20 protein-coding genes are annotated in these 24,781 nt (G+C 53.7%); 14 read left to right on the top strand and 6 right to left on the bottom strand.

The features are described from left to right. Nucleotides 1-41: 41 nt before the first annotated feature. Entirely contained in the window at nucleotides 42-758 is a 717-nt protein-coding gene (locus LZ463_RS04125) for a hypothetical protein (protein ID WP_241454117.1), read from the bottom strand. Nucleotides 759-960: 202 nt separating this feature from the next. On the opposite strand from LZ463_RS04125, the gene LZ463_RS04120 reads away from it, so the two are divergent. After that, a complete protein-coding gene (locus LZ463_RS04120) occupies nucleotides 961-3,252 on the top strand; it encodes an ATP-binding protein (RefSeq protein ID WP_241454116.1) in 2,292 nt (763 codons plus the stop codon). Nucleotides 3,253-3,280: 28 nt separating this feature from the next. Beyond that, nucleotides 3,281-3,973, top strand: coding sequence for a two-component system response regulator KdpE (kdpE, locus tag LZ463_RS04115; protein ID WP_241454114.1), 693 nt, complete (start codon nucleotides 3,281-3,283; stop codon nucleotides 3,971-3,973). Between the two features lie 77 nt (nucleotides 3,974-4,050). Here kdpE and LZ463_RS04110 read toward each other — a convergent pair whose 3' ends face one another. Next, entirely contained in the window at nucleotides 4,051-5,580 is a 1,530-nt protein-coding gene (locus LZ463_RS04110; protein ID WP_241454113.1) for a peptide MFS transporter, read from the bottom strand. A 487-nt stretch (nucleotides 5,581-6,067) separates the two neighbouring features. Between LZ463_RS04110 and LZ463_RS04105 the strand changes: the two genes are divergently transcribed. Next, on the top strand, nucleotides 6,068-6,247 hold the full coding sequence (locus tag LZ463_RS04105) for a hypothetical protein (RefSeq protein ID WP_241454109.1): 180 nt from the start codon (nucleotides 6,068-6,070) through the stop codon (nucleotides 6,245-6,247). Nucleotides 6,248-6,407: 160 nt separating this feature from the next. Next, nucleotides 6,408-6,800 (top strand): glutaredoxin family protein, encoded by a 393-nt coding sequence (locus LZ463_RS04100; RefSeq protein ID WP_241454107.1) that lies wholly within the window; start codon nucleotides 6,408-6,410, stop codon nucleotides 6,798-6,800. Between the two features lie 62 nt (nucleotides 6,801-6,862). Here LZ463_RS04100 and LZ463_RS04095 read toward each other — a convergent pair whose 3' ends face one another. Continuing rightward, nucleotides 6,863-8,893, bottom strand: a complete 2,031-nt coding sequence (locus LZ463_RS04095) for a methyl-accepting chemotaxis protein (protein WP_241454105.1) — start codon at nucleotides 8,891-8,893, stop codon at nucleotides 6,863-6,865. Between the two features lie 228 nt (nucleotides 8,894-9,121). On the opposite strand from LZ463_RS04095, the gene LZ463_RS04090 reads away from it, so the two are divergent. The 7 genes from LZ463_RS04090 to LZ463_RS04060 all read left to right on the top strand — a co-directional run bounded on the left by LZ463_RS04090 (nucleotide 9,122) and on the right by LZ463_RS04060 (nucleotide 18,401). Further along, nucleotides 9,122-10,453: a M16 family metallopeptidase gene (locus LZ463_RS04090; RefSeq protein ID WP_241454103.1), complete on the top strand. Its 1,332-nt coding sequence runs from the start codon at nucleotides 9,122-9,124 to the stop codon at nucleotides 10,451-10,453. A gap of 4 nt (nucleotides 10,454-10,457) precedes the next feature. Continuing rightward, nucleotides 10,458-11,873, top strand: coding sequence for a M16 family metallopeptidase (locus tag LZ463_RS04085; RefSeq protein WP_241454102.1), 1,416 nt, complete (start codon nucleotides 10,458-10,460; stop codon nucleotides 11,871-11,873). Between the two features lie 170 nt (nucleotides 11,874-12,043). After that, nucleotides 12,044-14,515: an alpha/beta hydrolase family protein gene (locus LZ463_RS04080; protein ID WP_241454101.1), complete on the top strand. Its 2,472-nt coding sequence runs from the start codon at nucleotides 12,044-12,046 to the stop codon at nucleotides 14,513-14,515. A 146-nt stretch (nucleotides 14,516-14,661) separates the two neighbouring features. Further along, a complete protein-coding gene (locus tag LZ463_RS04075; protein WP_241454099.1) occupies nucleotides 14,662-15,102 on the top strand; it encodes an ANTAR domain-containing response regulator in 441 nt (146 codons plus the stop codon). Nucleotides 15,103-15,222: 120 nt separating this feature from the next. After that, entirely contained in the window at nucleotides 15,223-16,581 is a 1,359-nt protein-coding gene (locus LZ463_RS04070; protein ID WP_241454098.1) for a sensor histidine kinase, read from the top strand. A 21-nt stretch (nucleotides 16,582-16,602) separates the two neighbouring features. Then, complete coding sequence (locus LZ463_RS04065) at nucleotides 16,603-17,358, top strand: LytR/AlgR family response regulator transcription factor (RefSeq protein ID WP_241454097.1); 756 nt, start codon at nucleotides 16,603-16,605, stop codon at nucleotides 17,356-17,358. A gap of 233 nt (nucleotides 17,359-17,591) precedes the next feature. Beyond that, nucleotides 17,592-18,401, top strand: a complete 810-nt coding sequence (locus tag LZ463_RS04060; protein ID WP_241454096.1) for a TatD family hydrolase — start codon at nucleotides 17,592-17,594, stop codon at nucleotides 18,399-18,401. 13 nt (nucleotides 18,402-18,414) lie between these two features. Here LZ463_RS04060 and LZ463_RS04055 read toward each other — a convergent pair whose 3' ends face one another. Next, nucleotides 18,415-18,984: a CcdC protein domain-containing protein gene (locus LZ463_RS04055; RefSeq protein WP_241454093.1), complete on the bottom strand. Its 570-nt coding sequence runs from the start codon at nucleotides 18,982-18,984 to the stop codon at nucleotides 18,415-18,417. Between the two features lie 314 nt (nucleotides 18,985-19,298). Between LZ463_RS04055 and LZ463_RS04050 the strand changes: the two genes are divergently transcribed. After that, nucleotides 19,299-20,171 (top strand): DMT family transporter, encoded by an 873-nt coding sequence (locus LZ463_RS04050; protein WP_241454090.1) that lies wholly within the window; start codon nucleotides 19,299-19,301, stop codon nucleotides 20,169-20,171. Nucleotides 20,172-20,223: 52 nt separating this feature from the next. Here the strand turns inward: LZ463_RS04050 and LZ463_RS04045 are convergent, their stop codons facing one another. Both LZ463_RS04045 and LZ463_RS04040 read right to left on the bottom strand, forming a co-directional pair. Then, nucleotides 20,224-22,182, bottom strand: a complete 1,959-nt coding sequence (locus LZ463_RS04045) for a CocE/NonD family hydrolase (RefSeq protein WP_241454088.1) — start codon at nucleotides 22,180-22,182, stop codon at nucleotides 20,224-20,226. A gap of 69 nt (nucleotides 22,183-22,251) precedes the next feature. Then, a complete protein-coding gene (locus LZ463_RS04040; protein WP_241454086.1) occupies nucleotides 22,252-22,914 on the bottom strand; it encodes a GGDEF domain-containing protein in 663 nt (220 codons plus the stop codon). A gap of 88 nt (nucleotides 22,915-23,002) precedes the next feature. On the opposite strand from LZ463_RS04040, the gene LZ463_RS04035 reads away from it, so the two are divergent. Both LZ463_RS04035 and LZ463_RS04030 read left to right on the top strand, forming a co-directional pair. Then, entirely contained in the window at nucleotides 23,003-23,896 is an 894-nt protein-coding gene (locus LZ463_RS04035) for a 1-aminocyclopropane-1-carboxylate deaminase/D-cysteine desulfhydrase (RefSeq protein WP_241454085.1), read from the top strand. A gap of 38 nt (nucleotides 23,897-23,934) precedes the next feature. Further along, a complete protein-coding gene (locus LZ463_RS04030; RefSeq protein WP_241454083.1) occupies nucleotides 23,935-24,720 on the top strand; it encodes a substrate-binding periplasmic protein in 786 nt (261 codons plus the stop codon). Nucleotides 24,721-24,781: the final 61 nt, after the last annotated feature.

Genomic DNA, 24,781 nt, shown 5'->3' with positions numbered 1-24,781 from the left:
TCTCTATTGGTTCTTGTCAAAGACGATGTTTCATCGTCTGTTCAGGCTGTTGCAGTCACTGTGAGATGTCGCTTTACACGTTCTTGATCAGCATCCAGCCTCGCTTTGACACTGTTTGCCGCACTGCTGAAGTCCTGTATGGTTTTCTCTATGGCTTTTTTTCTCATGTCTGCCGCGAGTTCCAGCTCTGTGGCGCGGGCACGCTTGTGTTCCAGGTCTTCCTGTATCTTGCGTATGCGTTGCTCGGTCTCGCTGCGCAGGCTGTCCATCTGCTGCCTGCCCAGAGTGATGGCGTTATGCAGCGCCTTGACTTCCTCCAGGCGCGCATTGATTTCATCGTCTTCTGCAGCACGTGACTGATTGGCAAAGCGGCTTTGTTCTGCCGCCAGCACATCCAGGTGGGTAGTAATAGCCTGCACGATCTGTTCCACGGTGCGCTGCTGGGTTTTTTTCAACACGGCAAAGGCTGATCGATATCGGGTGGCTTCATCCATGGGCAGTTCTGCCAGGGCATCGATGGCTTCAGTCAGGGCAGAATAGGCAGTAGGTCTTTCCATCACGAGCTGGAATAAATCCCTGCCCATGCCTGTCTCAGGTATCTCCTGGGTACTTTCTGGATTGACCGGTGTCGCAGGAACATTTTCAGGCATTGGCATTGCCTCAGGCCTGCTCATGCGTACCGGTGTTTCATCCTGCCAGACCAGGTCTCTTGCACTATGCAAAAGGCGTGCTGTCAGGCTGGTCTTGTTATCGCTCATTGCTTGCTCCATCGATTTTTTGTGATGAAGACAGCTTAGCAATTTGGGCGTAAATGCTGCGTAACGAGTTTGTAAACAGACGTAAACATAAAGTAAACATGAGGCGGTAATCTCTATGTGCAATTACCGTTGTAGTGTGTGTTTCTCACACCTGGTGACAGCAGGTCATGACATCGGGCAAACTTGGTTTATACTGATTTCGATGAATGCACACATAAATTCGCCGGACGGCAAGACACAAGGCAAACTGCGTATCTATTTTGCCGCAGTGAATGGTGTCGGAAAAACCTACGCCATGCTCAATGCAGCACGCCAGCAATTGGCGACTGGCCGCAAACTGTTAATCCATCTGTCGGCGTCGCAACCGGCTGACGTGCTGGCATTGCTGGCTGAGTTGCAATCAAATGCAGAGCCAGGTTTATTGCATGTCAGCAGCGGCGAATTCGAGCTTGCTGCGGCACTGGGCATGCAGCCCGGATTATTGCTGATTGATGAACTCGCGCATGCGAATGCCATCCGTGGCCGGGGTGAAAATAGCGCACGCTGGCAAGACGTCAATGACATGCTGATGGCAGGGGTGGATGTTTATACAACCGCCAATCTGCAAGACCTGGAAGGTTTGCATAGCGCCGTCAGCGCCATCACTGGTGTTGCTGTGACGCAGACTCTGCCTGACAGTGTTTTTGACAATGCCGATGAAGTCATCCTGCTTGATATTCCTGTCGATGAACTGATTGCCCGTTTCCAGAATGGCCAGTTGCGCCGCAGTGGTGACGAAATGGCCGAACCGCTATACCGCAAGGGGCATTTGCTGGCCTTGCGCAATCTGGCAATACGTCGTAATGCCGATCGTATCAAGGGGGAAGGACAGGTCACCAGAGTGCAGGCTCGCAAGCGTGGGAACACAGATAAGACGGCAAGGCAAAAAGTGGAATATTTCATGCCGGTTGCCCGGGCCATGGCGCGCCAGCCGTATTGGCGGGCAGCTGGTATCAGCAGTCTGGCGGTGCTGGTGGTCTGGCCATGGCAGGCATATATAGAGCCAGCCAATATGGCGCTGATATTGCTGTTCTTTGTGATAGCTGTGGCTATGCGTCTGGGGCGCGGGCCAGCCCTGTTGTCGAGCGTGCTGATGGCACTGTGCTTTGATTATTTTTTTGTGGAACCACGTTATTCATTCTGGATCAGTGATGGTCAATATGTGCTGACCATGTTGCTGGTCCTGATCGTGGGCGCCATGGCCGCAAAACTGATCGCCGATGTCAATACGCAGACCAGGGTGGCTGAATACCGGGCCGTGCGCGCGAGTGCCATTAATGAATTTGCCCGGGCCCTGTCGGCTGCCTTGCAGACAGAACAGATCGCTGAAATTTGTCGCAATTTCATTGAAGATGCATTTCATGCCAGGACCAGTCTGTTGTTGCCTGATGACCAGGGGCATCTGCAGTATCCGGCCATGTTCGGGCCGGATTATGACAATGCCCTCAATATGAGTGCGCTTGACATGTTACAGGCGCAGACCGTGTTTGACCAGGCTGCTCCTGCTGATATCGGCATCAGCGAAGGCCATGCTGCCAGTGGCAACAGCCTTTTATATCTACCCCTGATTGCCCCCATGCGCACACGTGGCGTGTTGATTGTGCAGACGGATGACAGCAGCTGGACGCGTATTGCTGAACAGCGCAAGTATCTCGACACCTTTGCAACCCTGGTGGCAATTGCACTGGAACGTGTGCATTATGTAGAAGTGGCACAGGATGCCCTGGTCAGCATGGAGTCTGAGCGGTTGCGTAACTCTTTGCTGTCGGCGCTGTCACATGATTTGCGCACGCCCCTGACTTCACTGGTCGGCTTGTCTGAAACCCTGTCACTGACCAGACCGGCGCTGAGTGCGCAACAGCATGAACTGGCCGTGGCCTTGCGCGACGAGGCCATGCGCATGAACAAGCTGGTCAACAACCTGCTCGACATGGCAAGAATAGAAAGCGGCCAGGTCAGGCTGAATCTTCAGTGGCAGGCGATATCTGAACTGATAGGAAGCGCGGTGCGGGCCTGTCAGTTTTCCTTGAACAGACACCAGCTGGAAGTCTGCATTGATGATGCCATCCCGCTGGTGCGCTATGATGCCCTGCTGCTGGAGCGGGTGCTGTGCAATCTGCTCGAAAATGCCGGTAAATATACGCCCCCTGGTAGTCTTATCACGATCACGGCAGACAGCAGGGATGCCCTGTTGCTGGTCAGTGTATCGGATAATGGTCCGGGCTTGCCAGTCGGGAAAGAAGAGGCGATTTTTGAAAAATTTGCCCGCGGCGAGCGTGAGTCGTCCCAGCCCGGCATGGGTCTGGGCCTGTCTATCTGCCGTGCTGTCATTGAAGCACATGGTGGTAAGATATTAGCCCGCCAGGCCAGTGAAGGTGGTGCCTGCTTCGAGTTCCAGCTACCATTGGGTAGCCCGCAGGACATGGACGCGCTGGATGAGATGGAAGTGGAATGAAAGCTGCAAAAACAGGATGTGAATCATCATGAGTGAACCTTGCAATGTTGCCCTGCTGGTGGAAGACGAGCCACAGATACGCCGTTTCGTACGTATGTCGCTGGAAGCCGAGGGCTGGCAGGTTTTCACCGCTGAGACCATGATGCGTGGCCTGATCGATGCAGGTACCCGCAAGCCCACCCTGATCGTGCTTGACCTGGGTTTGCCTGACGGTGACGGGCTCGATTTCATTCGCGATGTGCGCAAATGGTCGCAGGTACCGATTATCGTGCTGTCTGCCCGTGAAGAAGAAAACATCAAGGTCAAGGCACTCGATGCTGGTGCCGATGATTACCTGACCAAACCTTTTGGCGTTGCCGAACTGATGGCCAGGGTGCGGGTGGCGTTGCGCCGCCAGCGTCCCAGCGAGGGGGATGGTTTGATCTATTTTGGCGATATCAAGATAGACCTGAAAGCCAAGCTGGTCAGCAAGGCCGGGCAAATCGTGCATCTGACACCGACTGAATACCGTCTGCTGGCCGTACTGGCTGCCAATGCGGGCCGCGTAGTCAGCAATCCGCAACTGTTGCGTGAAGTGTGGGGGCCATCGAATGCAGAAAACGGCCATTACCTGCGTATCTTCATGGGGCGCTTGCGGCAAAAACTCGAAGACGAGCCAAATTTGCCCGTGTATTTATTGACGGAGACGGCAGTAGGCTATCGTTTGCTGACCGCTGTATAAAATAAAAAATTCCATAAAAAACCCCCGCCAGTCATTAAACTGGGGGGGCTATAGTGCCTTAAAAAATACCTGGCAGCTTAGTGGATGCCGTGCATTTTCTTGGCCATCCACTTGTTCAACATCATCAGTATCAGACCTGCACCGATAGGGATAACGGTAAAGATCAGGAAGAAGATGGACAGCGAATATTCCTTAGAAATCTCATCAATGTAGCTGCCGCTGAAACCAGCCAGCTTATTGGCGATGGCCGTGTTGAGGAACCAGACACCGAACATCAGGCCCAGCAAACGTGGTGGCGCCAGTTTGCTGATGTAGGACAGGCCTACCGGTGACAGGCACAGTTCACCCATGGTATGGAAGAAGTAGGCGGCGATCAAAAAGACCATGCTGACACCGGCAGTTTTGGCACCGGCAGGGATGCTGGCAGAGCCATACGACAAGGCGGCAAAACCCAGACCCAGCAAGACCAGGCCAAGACCAAATTTGACGGGGCCGCTTGGATTCCAGTATTTTTCCCACATCTTGGAAAACATCGGCGCCAGGATAACCAGGAAGAAAGAGTTCAAAACACCAAACCAGGTGGCAGGAACATCAGACTGGTCGAGTGCAAATTCGCGTTTCAACATCCAGATCACCAGCAGCCAGATCGCGCCTATACAGGTGATCAGTAAGGCATTCGATAGCAGATAGCGCTTGGCTGTGCCGGCAAATAACTTGATCAGCAGCCAGGACAGGATCAGGGTGGGGATGACAGTCATCAGGCTATTGACGATCTTGAACAGCATGCCGCTGGTGCCGACCAGAGTACGGTCGGTATAGTCAGCCGCAAAAATCGTCATGGAACCACCAGCCTGTTCAAATGCGAACCAGAAGAAGATGGTGAAGAAAGAGAATACGCAAATTGCCTTGAGGCGGTCAGCGACGATATGTGGTTCTGCTTCTTCTACGACGGCAACTTCATTGTTTTGCTGGGACTTGGCCAGGCCGATGTCCCCAAAAATGCCCTGACCGAAATAGAACTGGATTGCACCCAGGATCATGAAGGCGCCAGCCAGGCCAAAGCCCATGGGCCAGGAGATTTTTTCACCGATATAGCCGCACAGCAGGATACCGAAGAAAGCACCGGAATTGACACCCATGTAGAACAGGGTATAGCCGCCGTCACGGCCGCCTTCATTTTCCTTGGTGTACAACTGACCAACGATGGCCGAGATATTTGGTTTGAACAAACCGGTACCGGCAACCACCAGACCCAGGCCGATGTAGAACATGGTCGGGGTATCAAACAGCAGGCAGGCATGACCGGCGGCGATGATGAAACCACCGAGCACGACGGAACGACGGCTGCCCAGGATCTTGTCAGCGATATAGCCGCCAAGGATAGGGGTCAGGTAAACCAGGCCGGTATACCAGCCATACAGCGAGGTCGCATCAGCGCGACTCCAACCCCAGCCGCCCTTGACCAGGCTGCTGGTCAGGAACAGCACAAGCAGGGCACGCATGCCGTAATAAGAAAACCGTTCCCACATTTCTGTAAAGAACAGGACAAACAGGCTATCCGGGTGCCCCAGGATAGTGTGTGCACCTGGTGTTTGAATTTTGTTCAAAGTGCTCTCCATTCAATATTTTTTGTATAAAAAGTCGCAGCGTGGTCGCAAAATTTTTTTCAATGCGTACCCTGGAATGACTCAAATTGAGTCATTTCGGCGCGTAGCTTACCACGACAAAAAAATCATATTGAAAGACATATGCTGCATCGCAACAAATTTTGTTGCCCAGTTTTTGGGCAAATCTGGCAGCTAATGGAAATTAGGTAGTTTGAAAATCGCTTACATTTGCTTACAAAATGAATGTAAAAAATGAAAATATTATTTCTTTATTATTGTTTAAAATGAGTAATAAATTATCTATACTTATTGGCATTTTTGCGACCCTAAATATATTCTTCTTATACTGAACGCATAGGTGAATTACCAGGTCAGGCCACGCTGGAGGTGTGGCGGTCTGGTCAGGATCAGGGATACCGTGCATTTGAAAGAGTGGCAAATGTGCGGTTTTTTCATGTCCACTCTCATAACAATCTGGAGACTCACTATGTTGACATCGACAAGCAAAAAGATCGCTGCATTGATACTGGCCATCACCTGCAGCGCGGCTTTTGCCTATCCGCCACCGTTTTATTTTTGCAACAAAGAATGCATAAAAGTGGCTCCGCGTGGTTCTGCAGCCTGGCAGGAATGCATGGCTGACTGCCTGGACGGGTATCCAGAGTAAGTTGGCGTCCGGCGGCAACTGAGGCAGGTTGCCTGCTGCATACCGTGACCGTCAGCATTGCTGTTGACGGTCATTTGCACGAAGCCAGACGAATTGTTCGTTCAAAGTTCGCTCTGGCCTGTCAACTCCGGCATCTCATTCATCCCGTTCATGAGGCAGTATGAAAGTTTCAAAAACCGTTGTGAGCTACATCCTCATCATTGCAGCAGGCTTGTTGATAGGCTATGTTCTGCCACGTCTGCCCATGCTACTGAAACCGGCTTACCAGGAAGGCGATTATTCAGCACACTTCCAGGACAGCAAAACCAGAGTGGTGCTGTATGGCACGGCCAGTTGCAGCTATTGCCAGAAAACCCGCGCCTGGCTGGCTGACAAGAAGATAGATTTTGCTGACCTTGACGTGCAGCACTCTGCACCTGCCGCCGCCATGCATGCGGCGCTTGGCAGTGAAGCCGTGCCGGTCATCATCATCGGCAACCGCATGATACGCGGTTACCAGCCTGAGGCATTTGAAAAAGCCCTGCTGGCCCTGGCCACGGCTAAACTGAAATAAGGTCCCGGGTCTGGCTTTGCCACCGGGACGTCCGTTTTGTCTGGGCTGTTCGCTGGTCTTTTTTATTTGACCTTGAATACCAGCAAGGCTTGCCAGAGCTTTTCTGCTTCTTCTTTCAACGAGGCGGCAGCAGCGGCAGATTCTTCGACCAGGGCGGCATTTTGCTGGGTGGTCTGGTCCATCAGGCCGATTTCAGTCGTGATCTGGGCGATGTCCTGGCTCTGCGCTGCGGATGCGCCCGATATCTCATTGAGTATGGTCGACAGGCCTTCTACCGCCGCCAGCACTTCCGTCATGGTCTTGCCGGCATGACCGACCACTTCCGACCCTGTGCCGACCTTGGCAATTGAGGTTTCTATCAGCGCCTTGATTTCTTTCGATGCCACAGCACTGCGTTGCGCCAGGTTGCGTACTTCTGAAGCTACTACGGCAAAACCACGGCCCTGCTCACCGGCGCGCGCTGCTTCGACGGCAGCGTTCAGGGCCAGGATATTGGTCTGGAAGGCGATACCCTCTATCGCTGCAATGATGTCAAACATCTTGTTGGACTCTGTCGAAATCTCGGCCATGGTGTGCACCACCTTGTCCACCTGGGTACTGCCACGCTGGGCGGTCTGGGCGGCTGACATGGCCAGTTGCCGCGCCTGCTCTGCATTGCCGGCATTTTGCCTGACGGTCTGGTTCAGTGTTTCTACGCTATTGGCGGTTTGCGCCAGCGAAGCGGCCTGGTCCTCTGTCCTTTGCGACAGGTCGATGTTGCCCATGGCGATTTCGCCCGAAGCATGCGAGACGAATTCACTGCTGTCACGAATATGACTGACCATGCTGGTCAGCTGCTCCTGCATGCCATGCAGGGCAAACAGCATGCTGCTGCGGTCACCAGGTTTGAGTGTCACGCTGGTGGTCAGGTTGCCTTCGGCTACGCTTCTGGCGATATGGACGGCGACATCAGGCTCGCCGCCCAGTGGGATGATCACCAGCCGGTTGATAACCAGGCTGAGTATGGCTGACACGACCAGCACGCTGAGTATGCCAACCAGGATGGCAATATTGCGCAACTGGTGCACGTCGGCCAGTATTTTGTCTTCCGGCACGCCAATGGCAAACGACCATGGCGTCGTTGTTGCGCCTATCTGTATGGGGACGAAGATACGTTTCACCGTGGTCTGCATGCCGGCATGCTCAAAGCTGTCACTATATGTCTGGCCTGCCTTGATGGCCGCTTTGGCTGCCCTGGCGGCGTCGGTATCACCTATGCCCTGGCCAACATTTCGGGCATCGGCATCACCGATGTAGATGCCGTTATTCGATATCAGGCTGGCATAACCGGTGTCATAGGGATGAATCTTGCTGACGTCGTCCTGGAAGCTTGATACCGGCAGATCGACGGTGACGGCGCCGGCAAATTTTCCGGCCAGTTTGATGGGAACAGTCACGGTCGTCATGAAGACGTCCTTGCCGGCAATCTTGTACATATACGGTTCCAGCAAGACTTCGCTGCCGCTCTTCCTGGCCAGCAGATAGTAGTCGCCGGCGCCTTCTTTTTCATAGTCGGTCAGGGCTTCGACCTGGGTCTTGCCACTGCCGCGATTCCAGTAAGGCAGGTAACGGCCGGTGGCGTCATGCCCTTCCTTGCCGGCATATTCGCTATCCTTGCCGTCAAAGGCATTGGCTTCCCATATAGTGCCGACACCGGTAAATTCGGGATGGCCTTCCAGCACACTTTTCAGCAGCAGGTCGGCATTGGCGCGATCGGCCTTGCCACCGGTCTGCATGGCTGTCAGCTCAAACGCCAGGCTGCGTGCCGCATGCAGGGCCAGGTTGATGCGTTCGGCCACCTTGCCGGCATTGTTTACCGCCAACTGCCTGGCGTATTGCTGGGCTGACTCCTGTTGCATGCTGCTGGCTTGCCGGGTCAACAGACTGATCGTGACGGTAAACCCGGTCAGTACCATGACGATCACGGCAAACAGGATCTTTGCGCGTAAACCGAAGCGCGAACTGGTAATAGAGCGGGCAATAGTGGTGTGTGTCATATCGATATGAGTCTTGCGTATTTTCTGGGCAGAAACTTCTGCACTGATGGACATCATATGATGAATTCCCGCTTTCTTTAAGGTCGCACCTGTTTTTCGCGACACTCGCTTGACATTTTGTAACTTTTTCAATGACAGTGCGCATTGTGAAGTGCCGTATTTGAAATGCGGGGCCGGGTCTTGAATAGGCTTGCCAAGAACTTAAAAGCATTTTACGAGTCGAAGCCAGGCAGTTGATTCTTAATATGAACTACAAAAAATAAATTTATCAGGGAGAAATCGTCGATGAAGTGGAAAACCCTGGCCGCTGCTTGCGGTCTGTTGTGCGGTCTGACAGGTGGCTTGAGCGGGACAGCCCATGCTGTCACCGCCGAGCAGGTGAAAACCTTCACCTTGCCCAATGGCATGAAGTTCCTGGTGCTGGAAAACAGTACTATCCCCAATGCCAACATGTACACCTACTGGAAAGTTGGCTCGCGTAATGAAGTATCGGGAATTACCGGGCTTTCGCATTTTTTTGAACACATGATGTTCAATGGTTCGAAAAAATTCGGCCCCAAGCAGTTTGACCGCACCATGGAAGCCAAAGGCGGCGCCAATAATGCGTATACCAATAACGACCTGACGGTGTACCAGGACTGGTTCCCGGCGACTGCCTTGCCGACCATCTTTGATCTTGAAAGCGACCGTATCGCCAATCTCAGCATCGACCCCAAGATGGTAGAAAGCGAGCGCGGCGTCGTCCTGTCCGAACGCAGCACAGGCCTGGAAAACTCCAACCTGCGCGCACTCTGGGGTGAAGTCTATGCCTCGGCCTTTCGCGCCCACACCTATGCCATCCCTACCATAGGTCATGAATCCGACATCAAGGCCTGGACCCAGGACGATCTGCAGCGCTACTTCAATATCTACTATTCACCCAATAATGCGGTCGCAGTGATCGTCGGTGACGTCAAGGCCGATGAAGTCAAGCGTCTGGCAGAACAGTATTTTGCCGCCATCCCGCAACGCGCCCTGCCACCGGTGGTGCGCACGGTCGAACCTGAGCAAAAAGGCGAGCGCCGGGTTTTTGTACGCAAGGAATCTGCTACAGCTGTCAATCTTATGGTCTCTTACAAGATGCCACCGACCAGCCACCCTGACTACTATGCGTTGAACGTGATTGCCAGCATCCTGACAGATGGCAAGACTTCACGCCTGTACCAGGCCCTGGTTGACCAGCGCCTGGCTACCCAGGTTGGTGCTGACCATGGCAAGGCTTTTGACCCGGGTCTGTTCAATTTCTTTGCCGTGGCAGCCAACAAGGTACCGGCTGCCAAACTGGAAGCAGCACTGCTGGCAGAAATTGACAAGCTGATCAAGGATGGTGTGACAGCAGATGAGCTGCAAAAAGTCAAAAATCAAAAACTGCTGAACTTTTATCGAACACAGGAAACCATCAATGGCAAGGCGGCCCAATTGGGTGAATATGAAGTCTATTTTGGTGACTATAAAAAACTGTTCGATGCGCCAGACGCCTATCGCAAACTGACGGCCGCAGATATCCAGGCCGTTGCCGCCAAATATTTTAGAAAATCACAGAGAACTGTAGGCGTACTTGCCGCTGCGGAGGAATAAAAAGATGATGCATTATACAAAGGGGAAAAAAATATTGGCCGCAGGTCTGGCCGGATTAAGCATGCTGACGACGCAAGTGCAAGCTGCTGAATTCCGTCTGCCTGCCTTTGAAACCAGCAAACTCTCCAATGGCCTGACGGTCTACCTGATGGAAAGACATGACGTTCCCCTGATTGCGGTGCGTGCAGTTGTCAAGGCCGGCGCGGTCAGTGATGGCGGTAATTCCGGCTTATCCAATCTGACTGGAGACGCCCTGCTGCTGGGCAGCAGCAAATTCGACAAAAAGACCCTGGACCAGAGTTTCGATTTTCGTGGTGGTCGTATAGCCAGCGCTACATCGGCCGAAGCAACTTCGCTCAATGCCGATTTTGCCAGTGCCGATGTCGGCACACTGCTGCCCATATTCGCTGATGCATTGCTGCACCCGAACTTCAATGCGGGAGAATTCGACAAGCTGCGTGCGCGTACTGTTGATGAACTCAAGCAAAGCAAGGAGAGTCCGCGCAATGTCGCCCAGGTTTATTACCGCAGCATGCTGTTTGGTCATGGCGCTTATGCCAATCCGGTAGAAGGTACTGTCGCCAGCGTGGCTGCCTTGCAGAGCAAGGATGCCCAGGCTTTTCATCATACCTACTACCGGCCTGACAATGCCGCCCTGGTCGTTGTTGGTGATTTCAAGCCCGGCACCATGCGGGCCCAGCTCGAATCGCTGTTCGGCAAATGGCATGCAACCGGCAGTCTGCCACCAGCGGCAGCCAAGGGCAAGGTACAGGCTGACAAGGCCAGGGTCTGGCTGGTGAACAAGTCGGACGCGGTGGAAACCACCTTCCTGTTCGGTGGTGCCGGCATTGCCCGTAATGATCCTGACTATGTGCCGCTGCAAGTCATCAACACCATCCTGGGCGGGCGTTTTACGTCGTGGCTCAATGATGAGTTGCGTGTCAATTCCGGTCTGACCTATGGCGCCAGCAGTACTTTTGCCACCTTGTCAGACACCGGCAGCTTTGCTGTCTCAAGCTTCACTGCCGCACCCAAGACCGAGGCTGCACTGGAACTGGCCAACAAGACATACCAGCGCCTGTGGGACAAGGGGATTGATGCGACGACGCTGGAATCTGCCAAAGCCTATGTCAAGGGTCAGTATCCACCGCGCTTTGAAACCAACCAGCAGTTGGCTGGACTGCTGGGGGATATGTTCGTCTCTAAAGTTGGCCGTGAACAAATTGATAATTTCATGCGTGATGTCGATGGCCTGACGCCGGAAAAGGCGAAACAATTAGTGGACAAACATTTCCCACGCGATAAACTACAAATGTTATTGATCGGTAAGGCCGAGGCAATACGCGGCATCGCTGCCAAGTATGGTGAGGTGACCGAACTGGACATTACAGCCAATGGTTTTGCGCCTGTGGCAAAATAAGCCTGAAGAAAAATAAGCAAGCTGGCAAATCCGGCAATAAGGGTCACGGCAATGCAGATGACCTGGCAGGACAAACTACCGCCCCCTTACCGGGGCGGTAGTTTTTTGGGGGTTGCAAAGAATTATCAAAATAGCCCTGAAAAACAAATAAAAGCTCTGGATGTTTTTACATGATACGTATCAAACCCAAGTTCTTGCTCGCCACCACGGCGACAACAGTATGGCTGGCATTCACCTCCGCGACGGCTCTGGCCGGCAATGTTCCTGAATCAGGTTATCAACTTCCACCGGCAGAACTGCAAGCTGTGGTTGACGCGCCCAGGGGACCCATATTTCGCCTGGGGCCGCAGCGCAAAACAGCCTTGCTGCTGACACTGCCTGGCTTGCCTGGTATTGCTGACGTGTCCCAGCCAGAAATCAGACTGGCTGGCTTGCGCATCAATCCGCGCACGCGTGCCACCAGTCATTTTGATTTTGGCAATGGTATGAGCCTGCTGGATATCGCTACGGGCAAGGCGCGCGAAATTACCGGCCTGCCTGCCAGGCTAAAGATTGCCGAAACTGCCTGGTCACCTGATGAACAATGGCTGGCCTTCAGCATGTGGGTGGATAATGGTGTGGAACTATGGTTGCTGGATGTCAAAAAAGCTAGCGCCAGACGCCTGATGGCAGACAAACTCAATGCGATTACTGGCCCAGGCTTCTCCTGGATAGAGGGGTCAGAAAAACTGCTGGTACGACTGGTGCCCCTGCGTCAAAAAGAATTGCCACCCGCCAGTGTGACCCCGACCGGGCCAAACATGCAGGAAAGCAAGGGCGGCAAAACCATGCAGGTTCGCACCTATCCCGACATGCTCAGAACCGCACGTGACAGTGATGTGCTGGACTGGCATTTGCAGACCCAGCTGGGCATTGTCAACCTGAGGGGCGAAGTGCGTCGCATAGGCCACCCCATGACCCTGACCAGATCACTGGCTTCACCTGACGGCAAACTGATATTGACAACCCAGATACGCCGTCCGTATTCGACCATACTGCCGGTCGACCGGTTTGCACAATTGATCGAACTCTGGGACAACCAGGGCAAGAAAGTGAAAACCGTTGCCGAGCGCCCCATGCGTGAACGCCTGCCCACAGGCAGTGATGCCGTACAGGCCGGGCCACGTGACTTTGGCTGGCGTGCGGACAAACCGGCCACCCTGTACTGGCTCGAAGCACAGGCAGGGGGCGATCCGGAAGTCAACAGCAAAGTCCATGATGCCCTGTTCCAGCAGGCTGCGCCTTTTGACGCACCGGCCCAGAAACTGATGGAAATGGGCTGGCGCTTTGGCAACGTCCAATGGGGCAGCGACAACCTGGCGCTGGTGACGGAAAACTGGGTCAAGACCAAGGATACCCGCACCTGGCGCATACAGCCCGGTGTGGCTGACAGCAAGCCCGAGCTCTTGTTCAGTCGCAAGTCGGAGGACCAGTACAATAACCCTGGCCAGCCTGTCACCATGTACAATGCTCAGGGCCGTCTGGTCTTGCGTACCAGTCCTGATGGCAAGGCCATCTTCCTGACTGGCAATGGCGCCAGCCCTGAGGGTGACAGGCCTTTTCTGGACAAGTTTGACCTGGTCAGCAAACAGGCAAACCGCCTGTGGCGCTCGCAGGCACCGTATTATGAAGAAGTGGTAGCGGTGCTGAACGACAAGGCCAGTTGCTTTGTCACCAGTCGCGAATCCAATGAAGAAAGACCGAATTTTTACCTGCATGATATCAGTGCCAGTGCACCATCGCGTGCCCTGACGCAGTTCCCGCATCCCATGCCGCAATTCAAGGGAGTCAAAAAGCAGCAACTGCGCTACGAGCGCGAAGACGGTGTTGATCTGACCGCCACCCTTTACCTGCCACCGGGCTATGATCCCAAGCGCGATGGCCCGCGTCCCATGCTGATGTGGGCTTATCCGCGTGAATTCAAGTCGGCAGAAGCGGCCGGCCAGACCGTAGGCTCACCTTACAAGTTCAACCGTATCTCATATAATGGCCCGCACGCCATGCTGGCCCGTGGCTATGCCGTACTCGATGCGCCCACCATGCCCATCATAGGCGAAGGCAAGAAAGAACCGAACGACACCTATCTCGAGCAGTTGAAGATGGATGCCGAGGCAGCGGTGGAAGAAGTCGTGCGCCTGGGTGTGGCCGACCGCAACCGCATCGCTATAGGCGGACACAGCTATGGCGCTTTCATGACCGCCAATCTGCTGGCCCATACCCGCCTGTTCCGCGCCGGCATTGCCAGGTCCGGGGCCTATAACCGCAGCCTGACACCCTTCGGTTTCCAGTCCGAGGACAGGAATTACTGGAAAGCCAACAAGGTCTATCAGGACATGTCACCTTTTAATTTTGCCAACCAGTTCAAGGATCCTATCCTGTTCATTCATGGTGAGCAGGACAGCAATCCTGGCACTTTCCCTATGCAGAGCGAGCGTATGTACCAGGCCATACAGGGCCTGGGCGGGGTGGCCCGCCTGGCCATGCTGCCCAATGAAAGCCATAGTTACCGGGCACGCGAATCCATCCTGCACATGTTGTGGGAGCAGGACCGTTGGCTGGAAACACATGTCAAGAACGCCAAACCGGACCCTTCCAGAGAATAGGAGTGATCTGAAGGGAGTTCAAATCAGTTGGAAATCGGTTGGAAATCGGTTGATATAAAGGCGGCAGATACGACAGTCTGCCGCCTTTTTTACATGAACTTAACGTTTTGCATTAATATGCAGTGATACTTCTTACATGATATCCCATGCTAAAAGCCGTCATCCTGGATGCCAATGCCGTTGCCCGCAATTTGCTGACCTCTGTTCTGGTGAACGGCGGCCATCAAGTAGTGGGGGATGCCAACCTGAGCCCTGCCAGCCTGGCCCGTGTCATCAAGCTCAAGCCCCAGGTGGTCTGTGTTGATATCGGTGAAACCAATGAAGAAGGGCTGGCCCTGCTGGACAAGATCAAGACTGAATTGCCAAAAGCCCTGCTGTTTTTGGTGTCAGCCAAGATAGATGCAAGCACCTTGCAGGCTGCCCAGCAGCGTGGTGTCCATGGCTTTATCGTCAAGCCTTTCAACTCTGTTGCGGTCCTGATGTCCATACGCAACACCATCCTGCGTATTGCCAAACAGCAAAGGTCTGCCGGCCCTGCTGTCGAAGATAATGGCGATGTCGGTACAGGTGATGCCGAAGCTGTATAGGCGCATGCCAGGTTCGTCACGGTAAATTCCTGTTTCATCCCTGCCCCGGCAGTTTTATCGCATTTTCCCCATTTCATTGATTTACGCCCCAGACTAGGTAAAAATTCACAAGGAATTGCCATGTCTGCCACTGCCCCTATGCATACACCTTTGCACACTTCTGAACAACTGTTGCCATCTGAAGTAACGGCAAAAAGCGAAACCTGGCTGACCCGCGCCCGTAATTACCCGGTGTTTTCTCGCACCTGGTTTCGCTACCGTGCACAGGCATGGATAGGTCTGTTCATCATTCTTGATGTGTTGATCATGCTGTTCAACTGGGTCGTGGATGCGGACATGCGCAATGCGGTTTCAGTACTAGTCCCCCTGACGCTGGGTAGTACGGCCCTGCACCTGCTGGGCCCGGGAATTGCGGTCTGGGTCAGGAACCGTGCATACCCTCAAAGAAAAGAAGCGATTGCCCTGATTGCTGCATTGTTGCTCGGGGCATTGTGCAGCTATATCGTGCTGACAGGCAGCAAGTATGTCACCAAGTACCTGATGTTCGGCACAGACAAGGTGGAATTTGCCGTAACGGGTTCTTTTGGTGCAACGAAAACCGACAGCAGCAAGGACAAAGCAATTGCTGCGACTACTAAGGATGCGAAACCCGTATCAGTCGGTCCGGCCAGCAGTGTTGAGACGCAGACGGAAAAGAACAGGACCGAGCCCAATCCCGCCCTGAAACTGGTGATGCAAACCCTGTCTTTTCTGATCTTGTCCGGATTGATTACCTATACCGGTGGCGCTATAGATCTCTGGTATTTTTTCCGTCAGAAGAAACGCTTGCTGGAAGTCTTGCAGCAACAGGAATTAAAACTGGCACAGGATGCCCGGCGTGAAGCCGAATTGCGCCTGTCGGTATTGGCTGCCCAGGTGGAGCCGCATTTTTTGTTCAATACCCTGGCTGGTGTGCGTTCGGCCATCCTGACCGAACCACAAAGAGCGACCGCCATCGTTGACCACCTCGTCGATTACCTGCGCGCCACCATACCGCAGATGCGTAACGATGGCAGCACGGCGCAGGGCCGGCTGAAGCAGCAGCTCGACGCTGCAACAGCCTATCTGGCATTGATGCAGGCACGCATACCGCGCCTCAGTTATAGCGTGGACAGTGAAGTTGCCGATGCAGCACTACCGCCGCTGATGCTGATTTCGCTGGTGGAAAATGCCGTCAAACATGGGGTTGAACCCAAGATAGGTCCGGTACATATCGCCGTGTTTGCCAAACAAGTACAGCAGGCAGATGGGGTCATGCTGGAATTGACCGTGGCTGACAATGGTGTCGGTTTTTCCGGCAGCAGTTCAGGTTCAGGTATAGGTCTGTCCAATATCCATGAAAGGCTGGCTTCCATGTATGGCAAGCGCGCCAGCCTGGTCTTGAAAGCAAGGGCAGAGGGCGGTGTCGCCGCCACGATATTATTGCCTCTGGAAGCATGATAAAAATAAGGATTACGTAAAATGACGACAGCGATCATTGCCGATGATGAAGACTTGCCCCGTAAGGAATTGCGCCGCATGCTCAATAAAATCTGGCCGGAACTGGAGATACTGGCCGAATGTGAGCACGGCGCCCAAGCGCTGGAGGCAATACACCAGGAAGAACCTGATATCGCCTTCCTTGACATACGCATGCCAGGCATGACGGGCCTTGATGTCGCTCATGCTGTCAAGGGACGCTGCCATGCAGTGTTTACCACGGCGTATGACAGTTATGCGATTGATGCTTTTTCTGCCGGCGCCATTGATTACCTGCTCAAGCCGGTTTCGGAAATCCGTTTGCAGGAAGCCGTGACGCGTCTGAAAGAAAGATTGAGCAGCAAGCAACCAGTGGCGGACGTCAGCCAGTTGATGCAGGAGCTCGACAAGCGACTCAAGAGCGCAGCGACTGAGCGCATACGCTGGATCAGCGCCAGTGTCGGCGACACCATCAAGATGTTCTCCATAGAGAAAATACTGTTCTTCAGTTCAGATGAAAAATACACCAGGGTAGTATGCACTGATGACGAGGCCCACGTACGCAAGCCCCTGAAAGAAATCATGGATGGACTCGACCCTGAGCAGTTCTGGCAAGTCCACCGTGGCACCGTCGTGCGGGCAGATGCAATTGCCAAAGCACATCGTGATGAAATGGGTAAATACACCGTGGAATTACGTGGCACTTCAGAAAAACTCAAGGTCAGTCAGGCCTATGCCTGGCGTTTTAAACCCATGTGAGCCATGGTGTAAAACACACAGATAAGAATAAAGGCTTGATACTTTTCCATAAAGCGCATTATGATGACGCGGACGACTGAGATAAAATATCGCAAGCAGCGTCATCATTTTAAAACAAGATTTGGATTAATCCAGACGATTTTCTCTCGCAGTCCCTGCCTCTGAATACCCTCAGTTCCATTGCAACTGAGCGCGCCTGTAAGTCCAGATAATAACAATAACAGGATTATCTTATGTTGAAAAAACCTGCACTGATCGATATCGGTGCGAACCTGACCAACCACCGTTTTCATACTGACCTTGATGCCGTGATTTCACGTGCAAAACAGGCGGGTGTGGAACATATCATCGTTACCGGCACCTCTGAGCGTGCCAGCCATGAAGCCCATGCACTGACACAAACCTATCCGGGCTATCTGAGCTGTACCGCAGGAGTACATCCGCATGAGGCGAAGAACTGGAATGTGCAGTGCGCCAGGGCGATAGAAAAGCTGGCGGCCAGTGATACCGTGCTTGCCGTCGGTGAATGCGGCCTTGACTATAACCGCATGTTCTCAAGCGAAGCACAGCAACGTGCCTGTTTTGAAGCACAATTGCAATTGGCAGTACGCTTGCAAAAAACGGTGTTCCTGCATGAACGCGATGCACATGAAGACTTCTTTGCCTTGCTCAGGCAATACCGCCCGCAACTGAAAGGCGCGGTGGTGCACTGCTTTACCGGCAATACGGAAGAATTGCGCGCCTATCTCGACCTTGACTGCCACATCGGCATCACCGGCTGGATATGTGATGAAAGACGCGGTGACGATTTGCGCAAGGCAGTTAGGTACCTGTCCAGAGATAAATTGATGATAGAAACCGACGCACCGTTTTTATTGCCGCGCAATCTGCCTGTACGTCCGCAGGATGGTCGCAATGAACCCATGCATCTGCCCGTCGTGCTGGAGGCAATCGCCAGCATTTTACGGATATCACCTGTGACACTGGCACAGCAGGTACGGCAAAATACAGAGCAGTTTTTTGGTGTGACCACAGCAAGCTAATTTGAAATCCTGTTCACACTTCCTGATTTGGATTTTCAATCACATCTGCTGCAATTGACGGCGTAACTTTTGCCGGTTTTTGCAAGCTGCGAGACCAGCGCAGCAGACCAATTGCATAACTGATGTAATAGGCCGCCAGCATGCCAAACAGGAACAGGGTAAGCGGGCTGCTGGAAAAATCCCCAGGCGGGGCGGCAAAGGATTGCGTTGTGAAATACAGCGTACCCATGCGCCAGGCTATCCGGCCTATCATCAACAATGACAAGGCAATGCCGAGATGGGCGTTGGGCGTATAGAATTTCCCGGCATGGCTTTCAAATTTGGTCAGTCGCAGACCATACACGCCCAGGCCGCAACCAATGATCAACCCACCCAGCATGAATAGCACATTGCCTTCATGGTTCAGTGCGCCAAATGCTACCAGTGCAATCAATATGGGGAAGATACAGATAGTGATCATGGCACGCACGCCGGAATATTTCTGCCTGCCCACCATGCGCCGTATGCGAGAGACGATACGCCAGACGACGAATGCACCAACGGCAGCGCCAATCAACAGGGAACCAGGGTTTGCAGTCGCCATGAAGAACTTCCTGTATCGCATGTAGAAAAGATGCCAGAGTCTATCATGTGGAAAAAAAAGCCTGTACCGGAATGTAACAGGAACACGCCATTGACGTCTGGAGAAATCATTTGCAATCGCTCCTCGATTCCTGTCATGATCATCGATTTTTTGGAGTGTGCTCCCCTTTACAGGTGACGGGTCAATCAATCCTGTTCCTGAAGCATCACAGCCTGTTATCCATTTTTCGCTACCCATCCCTTCCATGTCCGAAAGCTGCCAGCAGTTTTTCCCTTAGTTTGTTAAGCTGATGTCCTGATTTTGACGGAGTGCTTATGCGCAGTGCTGATTTGTTACGTTTGATTTCCCTGGCCGCCATCTGGGGGGCTTCTTTTCTGTTCATGCGGGTGCTGGCGCCGGTGGTCGGGGTATTGTGGAGTGCCGAAGTCAGGGTGGGGCTGGCTGGCGTGGCCTTACTGGCAATGATGTATGCCACAGGCCGGGCCATGAATTTTCGTGACAACTGGAAATCTTTTTTGATACTGGGCACAATTAATTCAGCTCTGCCGTTTGCCCTGTATTCGTATGCAGCGCTCAGCATACCGGCCGGTTATTCGGCGATCGTGAATGCCACCAGCCCCTTGTGGGGTGCGGTGATGGGGGCGGCATTTCTGGGTGAGCGCCTGACCCTGCGCAAGATGGCGGGCATGGCGACAGGTGTGCTCGGCGTCGCCTTCCTGGTGCGCCTGGGCCCGGTGGAATTCAATAGCAAGCTGGTGTTGGCAGTGTTGGCCTGCGTAGGGGCGACTCTGTGTTATGCCATCGTCGGTATCTATACCAAGAAAAAACTGACAGGTATCACACCCATGCAAATGGCGACAGGGTCGCAGGTGGGTGCGGCATTTGTATTGTTACCCTTCCTGCCGCTGGCGCCGGTGCAGGGCGAGATTACGGCAACCATAGCGATGGTAGGCGTGGCGCTGGCTTTGCTTTGTAGCGCGGTTGCTTACCTGATTTACTTCCGCCTGATGGCTGACCTGGGGCCGACCAAGGCGCTGACAGTGACTTTTCTGATCCCCCTGTTTGCCCTGTTGTGGGGTTATCTGTTCCTGCATGAACATATTACCGTGAACACGGCCATAGGCTGCGCAGGTGTGGTGCTGGCGACCTGGCTGGTGGTGTTCCAGCCAGCGCCCAAAACGACCTGAAGATTGCTGACGAAAAAAATGCCGGTCACCTGATTGGGGTGACCGGCATTTTTTATTCATCCAATGAAGGTAAAACTTTCACATGCAAGGCACTGGGCTGTCTTGCGCCGTAATACACCTTGTGCGTAGCCTTGATGAAGTCGCTCTCTTTGGCTTCGTAAATATTTGGTACAAAGCTTTGCGGATTGCGGTCAATGAAAGGGAACCAGCTTGACTGCACCTGCACCATGATGCGGTGACCACGCTGGAAGGTGTGGAAAACATCATTGATGGCAAACTTGACCTTGGTGACTTCATTGGCCACCAGCGGCTTCGGTGTTTCAAAGCCATCGCGGAAACGGGCGCGGAAGGGTTCACCGCGCACCAGGGTTTGCTGGTTGCCACGGTTGGGTTGGCCTTCTGCTTCCAGGTTGGGTGGATTGACATCAATGAGCTTGACGACAAAATCGGCATCGGTGCCGGTGACGCTGACGAACAGGTCAGCGGCCAGGGGGCCGGCCAGGGTCACATCTTTTTCCAGCACCTCGGTCTGCCAGGTCAGCACATCGGGGCGGCTGGTGGCAAAGCGCTGGTCGGCAGCCACGTATTGATTGCTCCAGCGTGTCAGGACTTCCGTGGTGTAAGGGACTGGCTTGGCCGGGTCGCTGATGTATTCGGCAAACTGGGCATCCTGGTTGGCAGGTGGTTTGAAGCTGAGCTTGCCGTTGGCCTGGAAGTACAGTGCCTGGTCTTTGCTTTCTTTTGGGGGCCAGGCATCAAAGCCACGCCAGCGGTTGGCCCCGGTTTCAAACATCCAGGCGTCAGCCAGCACAGGTTTCTCGCCTGATTTGAGGTGATGTTTGAAGAAAGCCAACTCTACCGGCTGATAGGTCTGCACGGTCTTGTAGCCGAAGCTGGCATCGCCTACCTTGTCGCCATCGGTACGGAACCAGCCACCATGCGTCCAGGGACCGATCACCACCGTATTCTGTATGCCGGGATTCTGTTTTTCTATGGCCTTATAGGTATTGAGCGGGCCATACAGGTCTTCAGTGTCATACCAGCCACCCACAGTCAGCACGGCTGCCTTGATGTTTTTCAGGTGGGGCAGGATATTGCGGCTTTGCCAGAATTCGTCGTAATTGGGGTGTGCCACGATGTCGTTCCAGAACGGTACGCCATTCTTGAAATGCCTGGTATTCACATTTGCCACAGAACCAAGATCGAGGAAGAACTGGTAGCCGTCAGGTGTGCCGAAATTGAACGTCTTCCAGCCATTGCCTGTAGTCGGTTGCGGGCGGGGCTGACCAAAGCTGTGGAAAAAACCAAAAGCCATCTGCAGGTTCAGTGCGCCATTCCTGTGCATGTCGTCACCACGGAACCAGTCGGCTATCGGTGCCTGTGGTGAGACTGCCTTGAGGGCAGGGTGACTGTCTATGGCGCCGGCGGAAGTATAAAAGCCAGGGTAAGAATTACCCCATTGCCCGACTTTGCCATTGTTGTACGGCAGATGCTTGGTCATCCACTCTATGCTGTCATAGGTGTCCGAGCTTTCATCAATGTCTGTCGTGCTTTTTTTATGGTCGATATGCGGACGCATGTTGACGAATTCACCCTCGGACATATAGGTACCACGTACGTCCTGGAAGGCAAAGATGAAGCCTTCTTTTTCATACTCGGCGGTCGGTCCCAGCATGCCTTTATATTGATCGCTGCCATAGGGAGCTACGGAGTAGGGCGTGCGGACCAGCAGGATGGGGTAGCGCTTGCTGGCGCTGGCATCGTTGGGTACATAGACAGAGGTGAACAGCAGCTTGCCGTCACGCATGGGGATGCGGTATTCAAACTTGGCGTAATTCTTTCGGATGTATTCAGCACGCTGTTTTTGCTGATCTATTTTTTCTTCAGTGACTGCGTTGCCGGATGTGGCGGTAGTGGCGGTATTGTTGCTGGCAAGGACTGGCGCCGCCGTGATGCTGGCCAGGGCGGCCAGCACGACAGGCAGCAATCTCCGTACAGGAAGTGCTTTCATGTTTCCCTCTTGATATTTTTTATGAGACAGCTGGAATGGCTTGGTGTGCAGAAAGCCAGACAAGTTCCCTCATTCTTCTGCATTGGGGTCGTAGTCGGGCAGGGGCGGCTCGATTTCGGCGATTCTGTCTGCCCCCTGACTGCGAGCGGTTTGCAGAGCCGCGCTGGCACGTTTCAGCATGCTGTCGGCACTGTCCTTGTGGGCATTGGTGGTCAGACCAGTAGAGAAAGTCACCTTCAGGCCGGGGGAAATGCTGTTCCAGTCGGCTTCTTCCATACGCAGCTTGAGACGGGCAATGGCCTTGCGACTGGCTTCCAGCCAGGTGGTCGGCATGACAATGGCAAATTCATTGGCGGCAACCCGGCCAAAAGAATCGAGGGTGCGCAACATGGTCAGGGCTTCTTTCGCCACCTTTTGCAAGACCAGGCGGGCGGCAGCCTGGCCGTGCTGTTCGAGTATCTGTTCCAGGCCGTCAACCGCGATTGCCGCCAGGGTGAAGGTATGGCCGGTACGGAAAGAACGCGCCAGTTCGCCGTCCAGCATGGCAACCAGTGAGCGGCGGTTGAGCGCGCCGGTCAGGTGATCATGCCTGGCCATGCTGTCGAGTTGCGTCAATACGGTTTCCAGGGTTGGCAGCAGGTTTTCCTGGTGGCCTTCGGTTTTGATCTGCTTGATCAGCTGGTCGAGCTGTTGTCTTGCATTTGAAAGGGGCTGACTAAAATCTGTGGGCATGTATACTCCGGCAATTGGTGCTGTGTCAGACGCGGATAAGGCCACAGGCACTACAATGTTACCATTGTCCTCCGCACTTTTGCCAAGCATGTTACTTACCAGCCAAGCCTCGCCTTGTCAGCCTGTCCATAGCAAACTGTTCGCCGGCCTCGACATGTGGATCAAACGTGATGACCTGCTGCATCCCCAGGTATCGGGCAACAAGTTCCGCAAATTGAAATATCCCCTGCTGGCTTTGCCTGACAAGGCAGCGCATCTGGTATCAATGGGTGGCATCTGGTCCAATCATATCCACGCCCTGGCCCATGCGGCCCATACGCTGGGTTTGCGGTCAACGGCGTTGATACGCGGGGCCGAAGGCATGCATAGCGCCATGCTTGACGATGTATCGGCCCTGGGCATGGGGGTGCGCTTTGTTGACCGTGAGGCCTACCGTCAGCTGCGCGCAGATGAACTGGCATGGCGCAATCATTGCAGTATTGATCACGGCGTCTGGCTGCCGGAAGGTGGCAGTGCACCGCTGGCCTTGCGCGGCGTGGCAGAGCTGATTGCTGAATTGCCATTTGTTCCCGATCAGCTGGTCGTGGCTTGCGGCACCGGTGCAACAATGGCAGGCTTGCTGGCTGGCCTGCAAGGACAGGCCAGAGTGACGGGAATTGCCGCAATCAGCAAGGGTGATTATTTGCGCGAAGAAATCCGGCGGCTGTTGCAGGCGGCAGGCTATCCAGACTATCGTAATTATGAGTTGTTAACAGATTTTCATCATGGTGGTTATGGCAAGGTCAGTGCTGAGCTGGTTGATTTCTGTTGCCAGTTTCAGCTTGAGACGGGTATTCCACTGGAGCCGGTTTACACTGGCAAAATGCTGTTTGCCTTGCGCCAGTTGTGGCATGATGGCTATCTGGCGAAAAACGTCAGGGTAGTCGCCGTGCATACCGGTGGTCTGCAAGGTGCACGTGGATTTACCCAGATGCAGCGATAGCTGGCGGCCAGGTATGACCAAGGGTATCTGTGATCAAAATGCGACATCTACATGCTAACAAATGGACCAGCCTGCAGGGTCTGTTGCTGTGCTGCTGTTTGTTGTGGACTGGTCCCTCCGCGGCAACGGAGCCGCTTTTACGTTTCGCCATCTACGAAAATCTTGATTATCCCATCAATATTTTCGATAAGAACCATGTCCTGACCGGTGGTTTGCTCAAGGACTTTGGCGACCAGATTGCCAAAAAACTGGCAGTCCCTGCCGTTTATGCCCTGTATTCACGCCGCCGCATAGAATTGGTCGTCCTGCAGGGGGAAGCCGACATCCTGTGCTATTCCAGCCCGGCCTGGTCGGATCAGCCCAAAGACCTGCATTGGACCATCCCCACCTTTCCCCAGGTGGAAAGGGTGGTCGTCATGAACGACAAGCCTGGTGTTGAAAATTTTACGACCCAGCTTGAAGGCAAGAGACTGGTATTGCAGCTTGGTTACCATTACCCGCAAATTGCCAATCAATTAAATGAAGGCAAGATCAGGCGCATAGACCTCACGGATGTGCCCAGCATGTTCCGTCTGCTTGCCTTGGGCGGTGCCGATGCCATGGTCAGTTCAGAAAGCGAGATTGAAGGCTATTTCAAGAATTTCCCTGAAAAGCGCTCGTTGTACAAAGTGTCAAAAATTGCATTCTCAGTGGTGCAGACCCAATGTGCCCTGTCACAGAAATCCGTTTGGAAACTGGACCAGATCAATGCAGCCATACAGTCTTTGCAAGACAGTGGCGAGATAGAGAAAATGATGCGCAAGTATGGTTTATCCATGCGTTAGGCAGTATTTGGCGCTACCATCGAGGCTTTATTTATTCCTCCTCCGCAAACATGATTTTCAG

Origin of the sequence: Undibacterium paludis (assembly GCF_022568815.1) — a bacterium.
Lineage (GTDB): Bacteria > Pseudomonadota > Gammaproteobacteria > Burkholderiales > Burkholderiaceae_D > Undibacterium.
The sequence above is the reverse complement of the archived record's forward strand: the minus strand, read 5'-3'. Positions and strand labels throughout refer to the sequence as shown.

Bases quoted from the DNA above. Each gene is read 5' to 3' on its own strand.
- LZ463_RS04090 (WP_241454103.1), top strand. From the start codon at position 9,122: ATGAAGTGGAAAACCCTGGCCGCTGCTTGCGGTCTGTTGTGCGGTCTG.
- LZ463_RS04075 (WP_241454099.1), top strand. From the start codon at position 14,662: ATGCTAAAAGCCGTCATCCTGGATGCCAATGCCGTTGCCCGCAATTTG.
- LZ463_RS04080 (WP_241454101.1), top strand. From the start codon at position 12,044: ATGATACGTATCAAACCCAAGTTCTTGCTCGCCACCACGGCGACAACA.
- LZ463_RS04070 (WP_241454098.1), top strand. From the start codon at position 15,223: ATGTCTGCCACTGCCCCTATGCATACACCTTTGCACACTTCTGAACAA.
- LZ463_RS04040 (WP_241454086.1), bottom strand. From the start codon at position 22,914: ATGCCCACAGATTTTAGTCAGCCCCTTTCAAATGCAAGACAACAGCTC.
- LZ463_RS04055 (WP_241454093.1), bottom strand. From the start codon at position 18,984: ATGGCGACTGCAAACCCTGGTTCCCTGTTGATTGGCGCTGCCGTTGGT.
- LZ463_RS04045 (WP_241454088.1), bottom strand. From the start codon at position 22,182: ATGAAAGCACTTCCTGTACGGAGATTGCTGCCTGTCGTGCTGGCCGCC.
- LZ463_RS04060 (WP_241454096.1), top strand. From the start codon at position 17,592: ATGTTGAAAAAACCTGCACTGATCGATATCGGTGCGAACCTGACCAAC.
- LZ463_RS04120 (WP_241454116.1), top strand. From the start codon at position 961: ATGAATGCACACATAAATTCGCCGGACGGCAAGACACAAGGCAAACTG.
- LZ463_RS04100 (WP_241454107.1), top strand. From the start codon at position 6,408: ATGAAAGTTTCAAAAACCGTTGTGAGCTACATCCTCATCATTGCAGCA.
- LZ463_RS04030 (WP_241454083.1), top strand. From the start codon at position 23,935: ATGCGACATCTACATGCTAACAAATGGACCAGCCTGCAGGGTCTGTTG.
- LZ463_RS04095 (WP_241454105.1), bottom strand. From the start codon at position 8,893: ATGATGTCCATCAGTGCAGAAGTTTCTGCCCAGAAAATACGCAAGACT.
- LZ463_RS04105 (WP_241454109.1), top strand. From the start codon at position 6,068: ATGTTGACATCGACAAGCAAAAAGATCGCTGCATTGATACTGGCCATC.
- LZ463_RS04085 (WP_241454102.1), top strand. From the start codon at position 10,458: ATGATGCATTATACAAAGGGGAAAAAAATATTGGCCGCAGGTCTGGCC.
- LZ463_RS04065 (WP_241454097.1), top strand. From the start codon at position 16,603: ATGACGACAGCGATCATTGCCGATGATGAAGACTTGCCCCGTAAGGAA.
- kdpE (WP_241454114.1), top strand. From the start codon at position 3,281: ATGAGTGAACCTTGCAATGTTGCCCTGCTGGTGGAAGACGAGCCACAG.
- LZ463_RS04035 (WP_241454085.1), top strand. From the start codon at position 23,003: ATGTTACTTACCAGCCAAGCCTCGCCTTGTCAGCCTGTCCATAGCAAA.
- LZ463_RS04125 (WP_241454117.1), bottom strand. From the start codon at position 758: ATGAGCGATAACAAGACCAGCCTGACAGCACGCCTTTTGCATAGTGCA.
- LZ463_RS04050 (WP_241454090.1), top strand. From the start codon at position 19,299: ATGCGCAGTGCTGATTTGTTACGTTTGATTTCCCTGGCCGCCATCTGG.